General features: G+C 64.4%; 13 protein-coding genes, 1 tRNA gene and 1 pseudogene. 4 read left to right on the top strand and 11 right to left on the bottom strand.

The genetic code is table 11. The features are described from left to right. Nucleotides 1–401 precede the first annotated feature (401 nt). The 3 genes from CG716_RS21065 to CG716_RS21055 form a co-directional block, all read right to left on the bottom strand. Entirely contained in the window at nucleotides 402–1,568 is a 1,167-nt protein-coding gene (locus tag CG716_RS21065) for a cytochrome P450 (protein WP_094483060.1), read from the bottom strand. 83 nt (nucleotides 1,569–1,651) lie between these two features. Beyond that, complete coding sequence (locus CG716_RS21060; RefSeq protein WP_094483059.1) at nucleotides 1,652–2,218, bottom strand: TetR/AcrR family transcriptional regulator; 567 nt, start codon at nucleotides 2,216–2,218, stop codon at nucleotides 1,652–1,654. Further along, complete coding sequence (locus CG716_RS21055; RefSeq protein ID WP_094483058.1) at nucleotides 2,215–3,207, bottom strand: NAD-dependent epimerase/dehydratase family protein; 993 nt, start codon at nucleotides 3,205–3,207, stop codon at nucleotides 2,215–2,217. Before CG716_RS21055 ends, CG716_RS21060 begins: the two co-directional genes overlap by 4 nt. 80 nt (nucleotides 3,208–3,287) lie before the next feature. Here CG716_RS21055 and CG716_RS21050 point away from each other — a divergent pair, with 80 nt between their 5' ends. Next, the gene (locus tag CG716_RS21050; protein WP_094483057.1) at nucleotides 3,288–4,100 is read left to right on the top strand and encodes an SDR family NAD(P)-dependent oxidoreductase; all 813 of its coding nucleotides are present in this window, start codon (nucleotides 3,288–3,290) and stop codon (nucleotides 4,098–4,100) included. A 15-nt stretch (nucleotides 4,101–4,115) separates the two neighbouring features. Here the strand turns inward: CG716_RS21050 and CG716_RS21045 are convergent, their stop codons facing one another. From CG716_RS21045 to CG716_RS21020, 6 genes and pseudogenes are all read right to left on the bottom strand, one after another. Then, nucleotides 4,116–4,919 carry an SDR family NAD(P)-dependent oxidoreductase gene (locus tag CG716_RS21045; RefSeq protein WP_094483056.1) on the bottom strand — a complete coding sequence of 268 codons (804 nt, stop codon included), beginning with the start codon at nucleotides 4,917–4,919 and terminating at the stop codon, nucleotides 4,116–4,118. A gap of 14 nt (nucleotides 4,920–4,933) precedes the next feature. Next, nucleotides 4,934–5,593: a TetR/AcrR family transcriptional regulator gene (locus tag CG716_RS21040; protein ID WP_094483055.1), complete on the bottom strand. Its 660-nt coding sequence runs from the start codon at nucleotides 5,591–5,593 to the stop codon at nucleotides 4,934–4,936. Between the two features lie 23 nt (nucleotides 5,594–5,616). Beyond that, the gene (locus CG716_RS21035; RefSeq protein ID WP_094483054.1) at nucleotides 5,617–6,762 is read right to left on the bottom strand and encodes a sulfotransferase family protein; all 1,146 of its coding nucleotides are present in this window, start codon (nucleotides 6,760–6,762) and stop codon (nucleotides 5,617–5,619) included. After that, nucleotides 6,759–7,961, bottom strand: a complete 1,203-nt coding sequence (locus CG716_RS21030; RefSeq protein WP_094483141.1) for a DUF1214 domain-containing protein — start codon at nucleotides 7,959–7,961, stop codon at nucleotides 6,759–6,761. The genes CG716_RS21035 and CG716_RS21030 overlap by 4 nt, the downstream gene beginning before the upstream one ends. 319 nt (nucleotides 7,962–8,280) lie before the next feature. Next, nucleotides 8,281–8,628, bottom strand: a complete 348-nt coding sequence (locus CG716_RS21025) for a VOC family protein (RefSeq protein WP_094483053.1) — start codon at nucleotides 8,626–8,628, stop codon at nucleotides 8,281–8,283. A 71-nt stretch (nucleotides 8,629–8,699) separates the two neighbouring features. After that, nucleotides 8,700–9,101 (bottom strand): annotated as a pseudogene (locus CG716_RS21020) (RtcB family protein); the annotation flags it as partial. On the opposite strand from CG716_RS21020, the gene CG716_RS21015 reads away from it, so the two are divergent. Next, on the top strand, nucleotides 9,097–9,402 hold the full coding sequence (locus CG716_RS21015; protein WP_207760732.1) for a hypothetical protein: 306 nt from the start codon (nucleotides 9,097–9,099) through the stop codon (nucleotides 9,400–9,402). The pseudogene CG716_RS21020 and the gene CG716_RS21015 overlap by 5 nt on opposite strands. 44 nt (nucleotides 9,403–9,446) lie before the next feature. Here CG716_RS21015 and CG716_RS21010 read toward each other — a convergent pair. After that, a tRNA-Leu gene (locus CG716_RS21010) sits at nucleotides 9,447–9,533 on the bottom strand. 880 nt (nucleotides 9,534–10,413) lie between these two features. On the opposite strand from CG716_RS21010, the gene CG716_RS21000 reads away from it, so the two are divergent. Both CG716_RS21000 and CG716_RS20995 read left to right on the top strand, forming a co-directional pair. Further along, complete coding sequence (locus CG716_RS21000) at nucleotides 10,414–10,806, top strand: hypothetical protein (protein ID WP_094483052.1); 393 nt, start codon at nucleotides 10,414–10,416, stop codon at nucleotides 10,804–10,806. Beyond that, a complete protein-coding gene (locus CG716_RS20995; RefSeq protein WP_094483051.1) occupies nucleotides 10,803–11,156 on the top strand; it encodes a DUF3817 domain-containing protein in 354 nt (117 codons plus the stop codon). The genes CG716_RS21000 and CG716_RS20995 overlap by 4 nt, the downstream gene beginning before the upstream one ends. On the opposite strand, the gene CG716_RS20990 is transcribed toward CG716_RS20995, so the two are convergent. After that, nucleotides 11,153–12,601 carry an MFS transporter gene (locus CG716_RS20990; RefSeq protein ID WP_094483050.1) on the bottom strand — a complete coding sequence of 483 codons (1,449 nt, stop codon included), beginning with the start codon at nucleotides 12,599–12,601 and terminating at the stop codon, nucleotides 11,153–11,155. The two genes, CG716_RS20995 and CG716_RS20990, sit on opposite strands and share 4 nt — an antisense overlap. Nucleotides 12,602–12,636: the final 35 nt, after the last annotated feature.

Here is a 12,636-nt window from a genome sequence, read left to right as displayed (position 1 = left end):
TGGGTGCCCTCCGGATGTGACACAACTCCCCTGCGAATCCTTGGCGTGACAGCGGTGCCGCTGGAAGGAGAACTGACTGATCTCTGGCCAAGCCGGCGGCCCGCCGCGATCGCCATCGGAAGTGACGTGACTTCGCTGCCGTCTCGGATTCGCACGCGGGTCGATGCGTTAATGCGTGATCCCGGAACTGAAGTCACCGTGTGGGGCGCTTGTCGATCTGTACCCGGCGACCGCCTTCACGACGTACACCACCGACTCAGTGCCGCCGCGATCGCGTTCAAAGCCCATGCCATGCATGCCGCGTCGCTGTCTGAGGCTTGCGGGCCGACCGAGAGCTTTCGCAGTCGCGCGCCCTGGTTTCCGCTGCCCGCCGGGGCAAACCGGCAACGCGCCACCGGCTCCTAACTGTTGGGCTGCAACAGGATCGGCAGTCTGGTGATCTCTCGCAGCAATGTCGAGGCACCGACTTCCACACCGTCGAGGATCTGGTAATTCGGCCAGCGGCGCAGGATCTCGGTGAACACGACCTTGGCCTCCAGCCGAGCCAGCTGGGCTCCCAGGCAGAAATGCTCGCCGATGCCGAAGGCTAGATGCGGGTTCGGCGAGCGAGTCACGTCGAAGGAGTCGGCGGTCTCACCGAAGACGGTCTCGTCACGATTGGCCGCGGTGTACAGCATCACCAGATAGGCGTCTTGCGCGACAGCTGTGCCCCCGAGGTCGACGGGGCACGTGGCGGTACGCCCCATCGCCAGAATCGGTGTGACCCAACGCAGCATCTCTTCGACGGCCGTCGGGATAAGCGACTCATTGGCGGCCAGCGCGGCACGTTGTTCGGGGTGCTCGGCCAGAGCCACCAGCCCGCCGCTGATCAGGTGCCGAGTGGTCTCGTTGCCTGCCACCAGCAAGCTCATGCAGAAGCCGAGCTGTTCGGCGCGGGTCAGTTCGGCGTCGGCAGTGATGGCCGTCAGAAGATCCTCGGGCGGGTCGGTCTCGGCTGTCCGGGCGTCGAGTTTGGCGTTGAAGTAGCCGAAGAAGTCGATGGCGGCCATAGCGCGCGGATCGGTCGGATCCGTGGCGGCGATGGCGATCGCGTCCGACCACTTGCGGAAGGTCGGAATGTCCTCGCCTGGCACCCCGAGCATGTGGGCGATGATCAGCAGCGGCACCGGGGCGCTGATCGCGTCGACGGCGTCGACCGGCTCGGTCGGATCGATCTCGTCGAAGACCGTGGCCACGATCGACTCCGCTAGCTCGGCGAGCTGGGCCACTCGGCGAACAGTGAAGCCCCTGTTGACGATTCGGCGCATTGTGACGTGTCGAGGCGGGTCGACGTAGAGGATCGAGTCATTGCCGGAGACTTCACGTTTGACGTCGCCGATCAGCACGCCCTTGGACGAGATGAAGGTGGCAGGGTCCTTGCTCATCTCGGTGATCTGCGCGTGTCCCGTGACGGCCCAGAACCCGGCGTCGGGCAGTTCGGCGACCGGGCAACGACGACGGAATTCGGCCAGTTCGCGGTCCGGGCCGCTGCGCCAGAAGTCCGGGTCGTCGATCTTCGGAGCCGTCATCAGGTACCCTCCTCGGGGCCGAGCTCATCAACCGTATTGATTACGGTAAGCATACAAAACGGCGTCGGCGGCCGACAGGGGTGCTAGGTCGTCGGCAGCCCGACGATCGCGCGGATCTGCCGGCGCGCGGCCGCGGCGTCCTGGTCGGGAAATGTGTAGTGGCTCAGCACCGTGCGCGCGATCGCCGCAGCGAGGTCCCGCGGAGCGGCCGCCAAGGGCATACCGTCGCGCTGACACCGCCGTATCACGCCAATCAGCCCTTCGGTGATCACCGGCAGCGCCCCGACGATCTGCTCGTGAGCGAAGCGGGGATCCAGATCCACGATGCGCCGGGGCGGTTGATCCTGCAGCACCGTGGCCACCACATCGAGGGCGGCCTCCATACGAGCCTGGCCGGCCAGCCCCTCGATCGCACGCTCCATCGCGGCGTTGAATCGTTGATACTCGTTCCGACCGAGCGCATCGATGAGTTCTTCCTTGGACAGGAAGTATCGATAGATGCTTTGTCGCGACACTCCGGCGACGGCAGCCACTTCGGTCAGGGACAGCTTGCGGGTCCCGGACTGCAGCACCAGGCGGCGGGCGGCGTCGAGGATTCGTCCGGTGAGATCACCATGATCCGACCGGGCGTTCTCAGCGGCGCTTGTCATGTCAATCGACCGATATTACGCAACCAGGAGATATAGGCGCGCAGTCCATCGTCGAACGACATCGGGTCGTAGCCGAGCCGGCGACTGGTGGGGTTGTCCGGTGAGCGCGGCGATCGAACATCCTTGGCTGCCGCCTCGGCGATCGCCATCAGCGTCGGACCGAACTCGGCGGTGAGCCGGTCGGGATCGGAGCGGTAGTCGAGATCCTCGACCCGGTGCTCAACCCCGGCGATCTCGCACGCGCGGTTGATACCGGCAGCGGTGCTGATGGTGTCCTCGGGGCGCCCGATCAGCAGGTAACGCTCGCCTGCGATGCCGCGGTCCAGCGCCGCGATCGAGCCACGCGCGACGTCCGCGCCGGCCACCCAGGTGACCGGGAACGCCAGGTAACGGGCGATACGACCTCGCATCCCCGCCAACAGAACACGGTTGAAGCTGGTGCGGTGCAGCGCCCGCTCGACGACGACACCGGGCCCGAAGATCGCACCGGGGTGGCAGGTGAGCACGTCCTCGCCGGACGCTGCGCGCTGTTGAGTCTCAAGGAAGGCCGCCAGCTTGGTGACCGTGTACGGATCGTCAGGCGGATCGGCGAGCACCGGAGCCTCTTCGAACTGTTTGTCGGTGGTCAGGTCGATGAAGGTGGCGGTGCTCAACGCGACGACACGACGCATGCCCAGCTTCTTGCCCGCGTCGAGAACATTGGTGGTGCCGGTTATGTTGACTGCCCGGAAATCGTCGAGGTCCTGGCTGGCTCCGCCGAGCAAGGCCGCGCAGTGGATGGCCGCTTCGGCGCCGGCGGCCGCGGACAGGACGTCGCCGGCATCGCTGATATCACCCTTGACCAACTCCACGCCGAGGTCGGCCAGGGCCTGAGCCTCGTCGGGGTTGCGGACCAGTGCCCGTACGTGATCGCCGCGTTCGATCAGCTGCTCACACACGTTGGCACCGGTCTGGCCGGTGCCCCCTGTGACAAAGATCGTCGCGCTCATCCGAGCCTCTCAGCATTACACATGTGACATTTGTCGTCCTGAATGTAACAGCTGATCTGGCCTTGGTCTACAGTCCTCGTATGACCATCGATCCTTCTCAGATTCTGCTGACCGACCGGGTCGCCGTCGTCACCGGTGGCGGAGCGGGTATCGGCCGCGGCATTGCGGCAGGGCTCGCCGCCTTCGGGGCCCGGGTGGCGATTTGGGAGCGTGACGTCGACAGCTGCGCGTCAGCGGCGCAAGCCATTGGGGCACTCGGGATTCCGGCCGACGTACGCGACAGCGCCCAGGTCGACGCCGCCCTGAAGCGGACCGCGGCGGAGCTGGGCCCAGTCACCATCCTGGTGAACAATGCGGGCGGAGTGTTCTACTCAAGCATCCTTGAGACATCCGAAAATGGTTGGGATGCTTTGTACAAAGCCAATCTGCGTCACGTGTACCTGTGCACGCAGCGAGTGGCCAAGGGCATCGTGGCGCAAGGGTTGAAGGGCAGCATCATCAACATCACCTCGATCGAAGGTGTGCGCGCCGCACCTGGCTATGCGACATACGCCGCGGCGAAGGCCGGAGTGATCAACTACACCAAGACCGCCGCGCTGGAGCTGGCGCTAAATGGTATCCGGGTCAACGCATTGGCACCCGACATCACGCTCACCGAAGGGATTATGCAGGTCGCACCGCCCGGTGGCGAGCAGCGCTTCGGATTCACGGTGCCGATGGGCAGGGCCGGTCATGTCGACGAAATGGCCGGCGCTGCGGTATTTTTGGCGTCCGACCTGTCGAGCTATATCACCGGCCAGACCATCCACGTCGATGGCGGAACCGAGGCCAGCAGCGGCTGGTACCACCACCCCGAGACTGGGAACTACGCACTGGGGCCCAGCTCGCACTGACTGGTCGCGGACGGCTCAGACGAAGTCCGAGCCGCCGTCGACATTGACAGTGGCACCGGTGACATATCCGTTGCGCCGAGACGCCAGGTACGTGGTGATCGAGGCGATCTCCTCGGGCAGACCGGCCCGGCCGAGATCGCAGGGCTGGTGGAAGTTGTCATCGATCCACGTCATCACGTCCACGGGATTGCTGGCATCCAGACCGTCAGCGGCCAGGATGTCTTTGAGGTTTTCGGTGAAACTCGACGTGACGATCGTGCCCGGGCATACGCAGTTGACCAAAATGCCGTCTTTGGCAAGGCTTTTCGACAGGTTCTTGGTGATGCTCGTGAGCGCGGCCTTCGACGCGGTATAGGCCACGATGCGGGGGTTCTGGCGCTGGATCGAGTGCGCCGCGAACGTCACGATCCGGGCCCAATCAGCCTGGCGCAGGCTGGGCAACGCGGCACGGATCGAGCGCACACCGGACATCGTGCCGAGCCCGAATGCCGAGTCCCAGTCCGCATCGGTCATGTCTTCGAAGTAGCCGTCCCCGGGGCCGATGGTATGCACCAGGCTGTTGAGACTGCCCCACCGCGCGGCAACCTCGGCGAATGCGGCGGCGATGGAGTCTGCGTCGTTCATGTCGACGGAAATCCCTATCGCATCAGGAGATCCGGCCGCGAGCAGTGACTCCGCGGCGGCATCCAGTGGGCCTTGGTCGCGGGCCATCACCGCCACTCGGGCACCCTCTTCAGCCAGTGTCCGGGCGATCGCCAGCCCCATCCCCTTGCTTCCGCCCGTGACCACCGCGGTTGCTCCAGCCAGTCCCAAGTCCATTGGTGTTCCTTTCGTCAGGTTTGATCAAAATCCCGTAGTACGTCCGCGATGGCCTGCGGCGCCACCCCCAGCCCGCGCAGGCAGAACCGCAAGACGCGCTCACGCAGACCGGTCAGCTCGCAATCCCCGGTGGCCCAGTGCCGTTCGACATTCGCCCATACCGTGCCCTGAATGCACAGCGCCTCGGCGTCAGGATCGATGTCGGGGAAAGCGCCGCTCTCACTGCCGCGCTCGAGCTGCTCGCGGAGCGGCAGCAGGATCTCGGTGTAGGCGGGGCCGACGAGTCCGGGTTCGGCGAACATCTGCGACTGGGCTTCAAGAGACATCGTGCGCAGATCCGAGCGAATCTGTTCGTTGAAGGCCAGATCCAGCCGACCGTCGATCCACTCGGCCACCGCACGGACCGGGTCGTCGTAGGCGTCCATCCGATTGCGCAACCGCAGCTTCTCGACACGAGCCATCTCGACGAACACCGCGGTCACCAGCTGATCCTTGGAGTCGAAGTGACGGTAGAACGCTCGTGTGCTCAGGTGGGCGCGCCGCAGCACGCCGGCGATACTCAGTGCTCCAACGCCCTCTTCGCGCACCAACTTCGATGCGGCAGAGAGGATCGCGATGCGGACGCGCGGGTCGGGGTCAAGCTTCTTGCGCCCAGCCGTGGTTGTCGGTTGCATGTCCAGTAATTACCACGGTGCCGCTACGCCGAGGCGTCGTAGGCACCTAGATAGTCGCTGAACACCTCGTGCACCTGATCGGGTGTCAGGCCGTAGTCGGCGAGGTCGTAGCTGTGGGTTCCACGCTGTCCCGGCTGGTGACCATCGGCCCAGTGCTGAACCCGGGCACGCGACTCGGCCGAGAATTCCAGGCCGAGCTCGCGGTAGCTGTTGGCCACCGTGCCTACCGGATCGCTTTGGAGATCGGCGAACGACACGTCGACGAAGCGGTCGTCACCGAACTTCGTCCGGAAGTCCATGGCCCGCTTGATGCCTTCGGACCACCACGCCAATTGTTCGGCGCCCAGTTCAGCGTTGTTCTTGTAGTCGCTACTCCAGCTTCGGACGTACGCGATGAGACTGCAGACCGATCCGAGCACCTTGGCCGGATCCCGATGGCTCCACAGGAATTTGGCACCTGGATACGTTTCGACGAAGGCGTCGAGCGCGAACATGTGCACCGGTGTGCGCAGCAGCCAGAGGTTCGGCTTGCAATGCCACTGCAGCAGTTTGAGCGCCTGTTTGTGGAAGGCGTACGTCTCACGCATGTCGCAGTCCAGCAGCCACTCGACGTAGCCGGGCACCCGAACCACACCATCGAAATGGAAGGTCCGGAAGCTCATCCCCATGAGGTCCTGGCATTCGGTGGCTGCTTCGGCTTCGGAGTTGATGATGGCCTTGAAGTCGGGGAACATCTGCTCGATCATCCCGATGCCCTCGGCCGCCTGCGCGATCCGGGGATCGGTGCGCTGGGTGGCCGCCTCGGGTGGCGGGGTCGGCGCTTGAGACTCCCAGGTGCGCAGGAACCGGAACTGCGGGTCGGCCGAAACCAGTTGGCCCAGAGCAGTTGTCCCGGTGCGGGGCAGACCGAGGACCACGATGGGTCCGTCGACGACCTCGTCGGCGATCTCCGGATTCTGCTTGACGGTGTCGATGATCCGCAGCCGTTGGATCAGCGCGTTGCTGATCGTCGCATGCTGCATCACCCGCCCGAGGTCGTTGAGCTCAGCTTCGGTGTTGAGGCCGTCGACGGTGCGTTCGAGGCCCTCGCGGTAGTAGGGCGAACCAAAATCCGACAGACCGGTGGCAGCGCGGGCACCGGCTTCGAGTTCATCGGCGGAAAAACTCATCGAGAGAACCTTTCGTGGACGGCGCGACGCCGGCGCGCGATGACGTCGGCACGTTCGGCTTGGGTGGTCATCGTGGTGCCGGCGGGCAGCTCCGCAAGCACTTCATTGGCGGCCACCACACGAGTCGCAGGCACAGGTGCGGTCTCGGTGCGGACGCAGCGCAGCAGGATGGCCCCGTTGCTGTGGCCTGCGGTGTCCAGCCAGTTGGCCACTCCGGGGTCGTCTGCGGACAGCACGAAGCGGGCGATCCCGTCGGGGTCGACGACTGCCTGGTGGCCGTTGAGGCTGGACTGATGCCGCCCGTAGTGGATGGTCTCCAACCAGGGGTTGCCCAGCGAGATGCCCCAGTACACGCCCGTGGGCGGCTCGAACTCGACGATCAGCGCCTGCCCCGGTTCGAGCGCGAACCGTCCTATGACAGGCCGGTTTTCGGCCGCCGCACCCATAGAGCTCATGTCGGCCGGCTCAAGGAAGCCGTTGCTGGGCGGCATCGCGCCGAAATCGAGGAAGAACTTCAAGTTGTCGTAGATGAAGTCGCCCAGGGCGAAAATCTGACGGGACACGAACGTCGTCGGCTCCACGGCGGCGTTCTCGACATCCACCTTCGGGCTGATTCGTTCGATGCGCAGTGAGGCGGGTTCTTCGGTGTCCCAGTCGTAGAGGAAGTTGCGCACCGTCAGCGTCGGATGCTCACCGATGAGTTTGATCCAGTTGCCCTCGTGTTCGTCCCCGGACAGGACGGCCTCGAAGGTGCCGTCCGGATTCACGTCGAGATCGTCGACCAGGTAGTTGGCGGTCGCGGCGATGCCGTCCATGGCTTGGATGCCCACGTAGCGGGCGGTGCCCCGGGATCCGTACAGGCGGTAGGTCTCCCCCGCACGCAGGCTGGAGTTCAGGTAGACGCAGTCGGGGCATTCCAGGCCCCATGTGACGATGTCGTCCATGCTGGCGCGTTGGACAGCGAGCACCGGATCGGGATCGACGCGCAACGCCATATCGATACCGACGGTCAGCAGGATCATCAGGTGCCGCATGCCGGCGGCGAAGTCAATGTTGTTCTTGTTCACCGGATCTGACATCACCAGCTGCGCGGCGGCTTCGAGCCGCTCTTGCAGATGGGCCCACGCTGCCGGCAGTTCGACATCGTTGCCCGTGCCGGACAAGGCCGCCTCGGCAATGGCGTGCGGCAGCCAGGACAGTGGGTTCTTCCACGCTGGCTGGTCCGGTTCGGCGGCCACGGCGCCCTCCTTCGATCCAGCAACTCGGCGTCGAGATTTTGAAAACGCCATTTTCGATTTAACGAGCTGATCGTTACACCGGGAGGTCGTCGTGTCAATGGGCCAACGGAAATCGCTCGATAGAACACCTGGTGAGCGCCGCACCAATGCTGTTAAATCACAGCGATATTGAACGACATCGACCCACAAGAACGCCGGGCTGCCCCGTCAGCGAAGGCGGGGCAGCCCGGTGACGGCGCGGCCTAGCCCGCGCCAATAAATCTGGGTAGAAACTACCAGGTTACGTGCGTGGCGCGACGCAGAAGGCATTCCCCTCGGGGTCGGCGAGCACCACCCACCCGAAGTCACCGAAGCTGTTGCGACCGGTCTCGGTGGCTCCGAGCTCGACGAGCCGCGCGACTTCGGCCTCGACGTCATCGGTGGAAAAGTCGAGATGCACCTTGTTCTTGCCCGGCGTCGGATCCTCGACCTGTTGGAAGGCCAGCCCCGGCCCTTCGGTACGGCTGACGACGACGAAGAAAGGTGGGGCGATGGGCGTTACGTCACTATCGAGCGCGCGGGCCCACCACGCGGCGAGTCCTTCGGGATCGGTGGTGTCGAACGTGATGTTCTCGGTCTTGAGTGCCATGGTCCGACGCTAGCCCCGGCATGTGACAGGTCTCCATGATGCGGGCGTACCGCACCATGGAGAGTCCGCCACTAGGTGCCCTTGACGTTGAGCACCTGCCTCAGCTCGTGCACGACCTCCACCAGGTCCGCAGCATCGGCCTTCACAGCGTCGATGTCCTTGTAGGCGTCGGGGATCTCGTCGACCCACTCGTCGCCGTGCCGGTACTCGATACCCTGCATGCGCGCGGCCAGGTCGCCGGCCGTGAAACGCCGTCGTGCCTCGACCCGGGAGAACCGTCGCCAGCGCCATGCGGTGCCGAGCACAATCCCTTCGGGTTGCCCTTGCCCCGCACGATGTACGAACGCGTGCCCATCGAACCAGGAATGATGGCGAGCCGGCCCTCGTGAGCGGTCGATCGCACCCGTACGGGTCAGTCACACATCCTTGCCGCCATGCTTCTCCTTGGCGGTGTAGTTGTGGTGCGTATTGACCGTCGTCTCGACGAAATCGCTCGCATCACCCTGCGTCCTACCCGTCGACGCCTTCCGCATCCGTCATGACATCGTCGACGCCTTCGGCAAACTCACCCTGCGACACGGCAGCCGCCTGCACCACCTCGGCATCGGACGCGCGCACGCCCAGACACCCGTACTGATCCTGGTCACCACCAGCACCGTCACCGTGATCAGCAAAACCCGCCACCACGACCTAGCCAGCCACGAGATCAATCCCAACAAAAATTACTGGCCCAACAAACACAAAAACCCCGGCCAAAGGCCGGGGAATCTGTAACCCATGACGCGACTCATCTGTAACCGATGACCCGACTCATGACATGGTGCGGGCGGGGGGACTCGAACCCCCAAGCTCTTCCGAGCACCGGCACCTAAAGCCGGCATGTTTGCCAATTTCATCACGCCCGCGGTCGGGACGATTCTAGCGTCGGCTGCACGGCTTTCTTGTCGGTGGCGGCTCATACGTTCGTTCTGGGGCACCAAGACAGGACGCAACGTGCGCTCAGCCAAGGAATTCGAGATCGTACGCGGCCTCATCGCCGCTGGTTTGAACGATTGCGCGATCTCGAGACAGACCGGGATTCCCCGGCGCACAGTGCACGTTTGGCGTACCCGATCTCCCAGGTGGGATCGCAAACAGCAGTCGGGTGTCTGTGCTGGCGCCCACGACTTCGACAATCTGCCGGCCAGTGATTACTGCTATCTGCTGGGTCTGTATCTCGGAGATGGCTTCATCTCGAATGCCGGACGCGCTTGGATGCTCAGGATTACTTGCGATACGCAGTATCCCGGAATCATCAATGGTTGTCGCAGAGTGATCGACACCCTGATGCCGGGACAACGGGCCGGCGTGTGGACGAGGCCGAGCGGCACGTGCGCGGATGTGTACCTCTACTCCAAACACTGGCCATGTCTCTTCCCTCAGCACGGACCCGGCCTCAAGCACCGCCGGCCGATCACATTGGAGCCGTGGCAAGAGCAACTCGTCGAGCAAGCACCCGAGGACTTCATCCGCGGACTGATACACAGCGACGGGTGCCGCGTTGTCGCCAACGACCGCGGCGTGAAGAGCATCCGCTACCACTTCACGAATCACTGGAGAGGACATCCTCGGCCTCTTCACCGGCACGCTCGATCAGCTGGGCATTCCGTGGACCAGGTTCGACGAAGTACGTCGTCTCGATCTACCGCAAGGCGGCTACCGCGAGACTCGACAACTTCATCGGCCCGAAGTGCTGAGCGTCACGCGCGCGTGAACCTATAACCGCTGGCACGGTACCGTTGTTGTGTGTCCACGACGCGCCGACGCCGGTTCGCGCTGATCATCGGAGTGATCATCGCCGCCTGCGGCTGCCTTGCTCTGGGCTGGTGGCAATGGAACAGATTCGAGTCGACGTCAGGCACCTTCCAGAACCTCGGCTACGCCCTGCAATGGCCGATGTTCGCGGGGTTCTGCGTGTACGCGTACCGCAAGTTCATCCGCTACGAGGAAGCCTCGCCCGAGCCGCCGTCGACAGCGGAGTCCCTCACCGAGGTCCCCGCCGGACTGTTGCCCGAACGGCGAACGGCGCCAGCCACTTCCGATGACCTCGACCCTGCACTGCGCGAGTACAACGCCTACCTCGCCGAACTAGCCGCCGCCGACAAGGCCCAAGAAGATCAGAACAGGACCACCGCATGAGCGCACCCGAGTCGCCCGAAGCCCCAACGGGCGTCCCGAACGAGACGATCCGCAAAGCCCTTCTCGGCTACCGGGTCCTGGCCTGGACTACCGGGCTCTGGCTCATCGCGCTGTGCTACGAGATCGTGCTGCGCTACGTCGTGAAGGTCGAGGACCCGCCCACCTGGATCGGCGTGGTGCACGGCTGGGTCTACTTCGTCTATCTGCTGTTCACCGCCAACCTCGCGGTGAAGGTGCGCTGGCCGATCGCCAAGACCATCGGGGTGCTGTTGGCCGGCACCATCCCGCTGCTGGGCATCATCGTCGAGCAGGTACAGACCCGGGAACTCAAAACCCGGTTCAACCTCTAGACCGGATCGGCCTCGAGCTCGAGTTCTTCGGCAGACCACTCCGGGACCGTCGCCTTGGCGGGAGCCGGCAGCGTCAGCGCGATCACCGCAGCCAGCGCCGCGACACCGGCGGCGATGAGCAGGGCGATCCGCAGACCGTGCAGCGATGGCATCACGTGTCCGGCGTAGGTGATCGTCATCGTCGCGAGCACCACGCCGATCACCGCGCTCGCTATCGAAGTCCCCAACGACCTGGCGAGAGCATTGATTCCATTGGCTGCCGCGGTCTCCGAGATGGGCACCCAGGCGTTGATGAGCGCGGGCAATGACGAGTACGCAAATCCCACGCCAAGGCTGATGGCGATGTTCACCACCATCACCGCCGCCGGACTGCCGAGCAACCACACCGCGCCCAGGTAGGCGGCCGCAATGATCGCGGCACCGCAGACCAACGTGAACTTGGCGCCGCGGCGGCCGGCTATGCGTGCCGCCAGTGGTGACGCGACCATCATCGCCAGCCCACCGGGCGCCATCCACAGCCCCGCCTGCAACATCGACTGTCCCAACCCGTATCCAGTTCCCTTGGGCAGCTCGAGCACCTGCGGAGCGACCAAGGAAAGCGCGAACATCGAAAAGCACACCAAGATGGCCGCAATGTTGGTGGTCAGGACGGGCCGGCGCAGGGTCGTCCGCAGATCAACCATCGGCGCCGCCGTCCGAAACTGCCAACGAGCGAAGACTGCGAACACCACGACGGAGACGACGAACATCGACAGCGTCGTCGAACTCGTCCACCCCCACGTCGAACCCTTCGTGATCGGCAGAAGCAGCGTCACCAACCCGGTAGTCAGCAATACGAAACCCAGCGGGTCGAACCGATCGGCCGAAGTGGCCGGAATGTTGGGCACCAGGAAATAGAACAACAGCATGGCCATGATGCCGAGAACGCTTGCGCCCCAAAACAATGCGTGCCAGTCAGTCTTTTGGGCGACCACCGCCGACAGCGGCAGACCCAGCGCGCCACCGACCCCCAGTGACGAACTGATCAACCCCATCGCAGAGCCGACCCGGTCGGCCGGTATCGAGGCTCGCAGCACGCTGATCGCCAGCGGGATGATCGGGATGCCCAGACCCTGCAGGCCGCGGCCGATGATGAACGGCAGCAGCGAGCTGGTCATCGCCGCGATCAACGACCCGACCGTCAGTGTCGCCGCGCAGACCATGAGCATCGGCTTGGGCCCATAGATGTCGCCGAGCCGGCCGAACACCGGAGTCGTCACCGCGGCGGTCAGCAGCGTCACCGTGATCGCCCACGACGCATTCGACGGGCTGGTGTGCAGCAGCAGCGGAAGTTCGGGAATCAGCGGGATCATCAAGGTCTGCATGAGCGACACACTGATTCCGGCGGCTGCCAAGACAGCGATCAGGACACCGGGGTGCGCCGCCCGGACCGAATGACGACCCACCCGAGCATCATGACACAGTTAGATGCGCTAGAAAA

It is taken from the genome of Mycolicibacterium sphagni, from assembly GCF_002250655.1.
GTDB lineage: Bacteria > Actinomycetota > Actinomycetes > Mycobacteriales > Mycobacteriaceae > Mycobacterium > Mycobacterium sphagni.
Note: the sequence above shows the minus strand (reverse complement) of the source record. Positions and strands in the feature narration are given on the sequence as shown.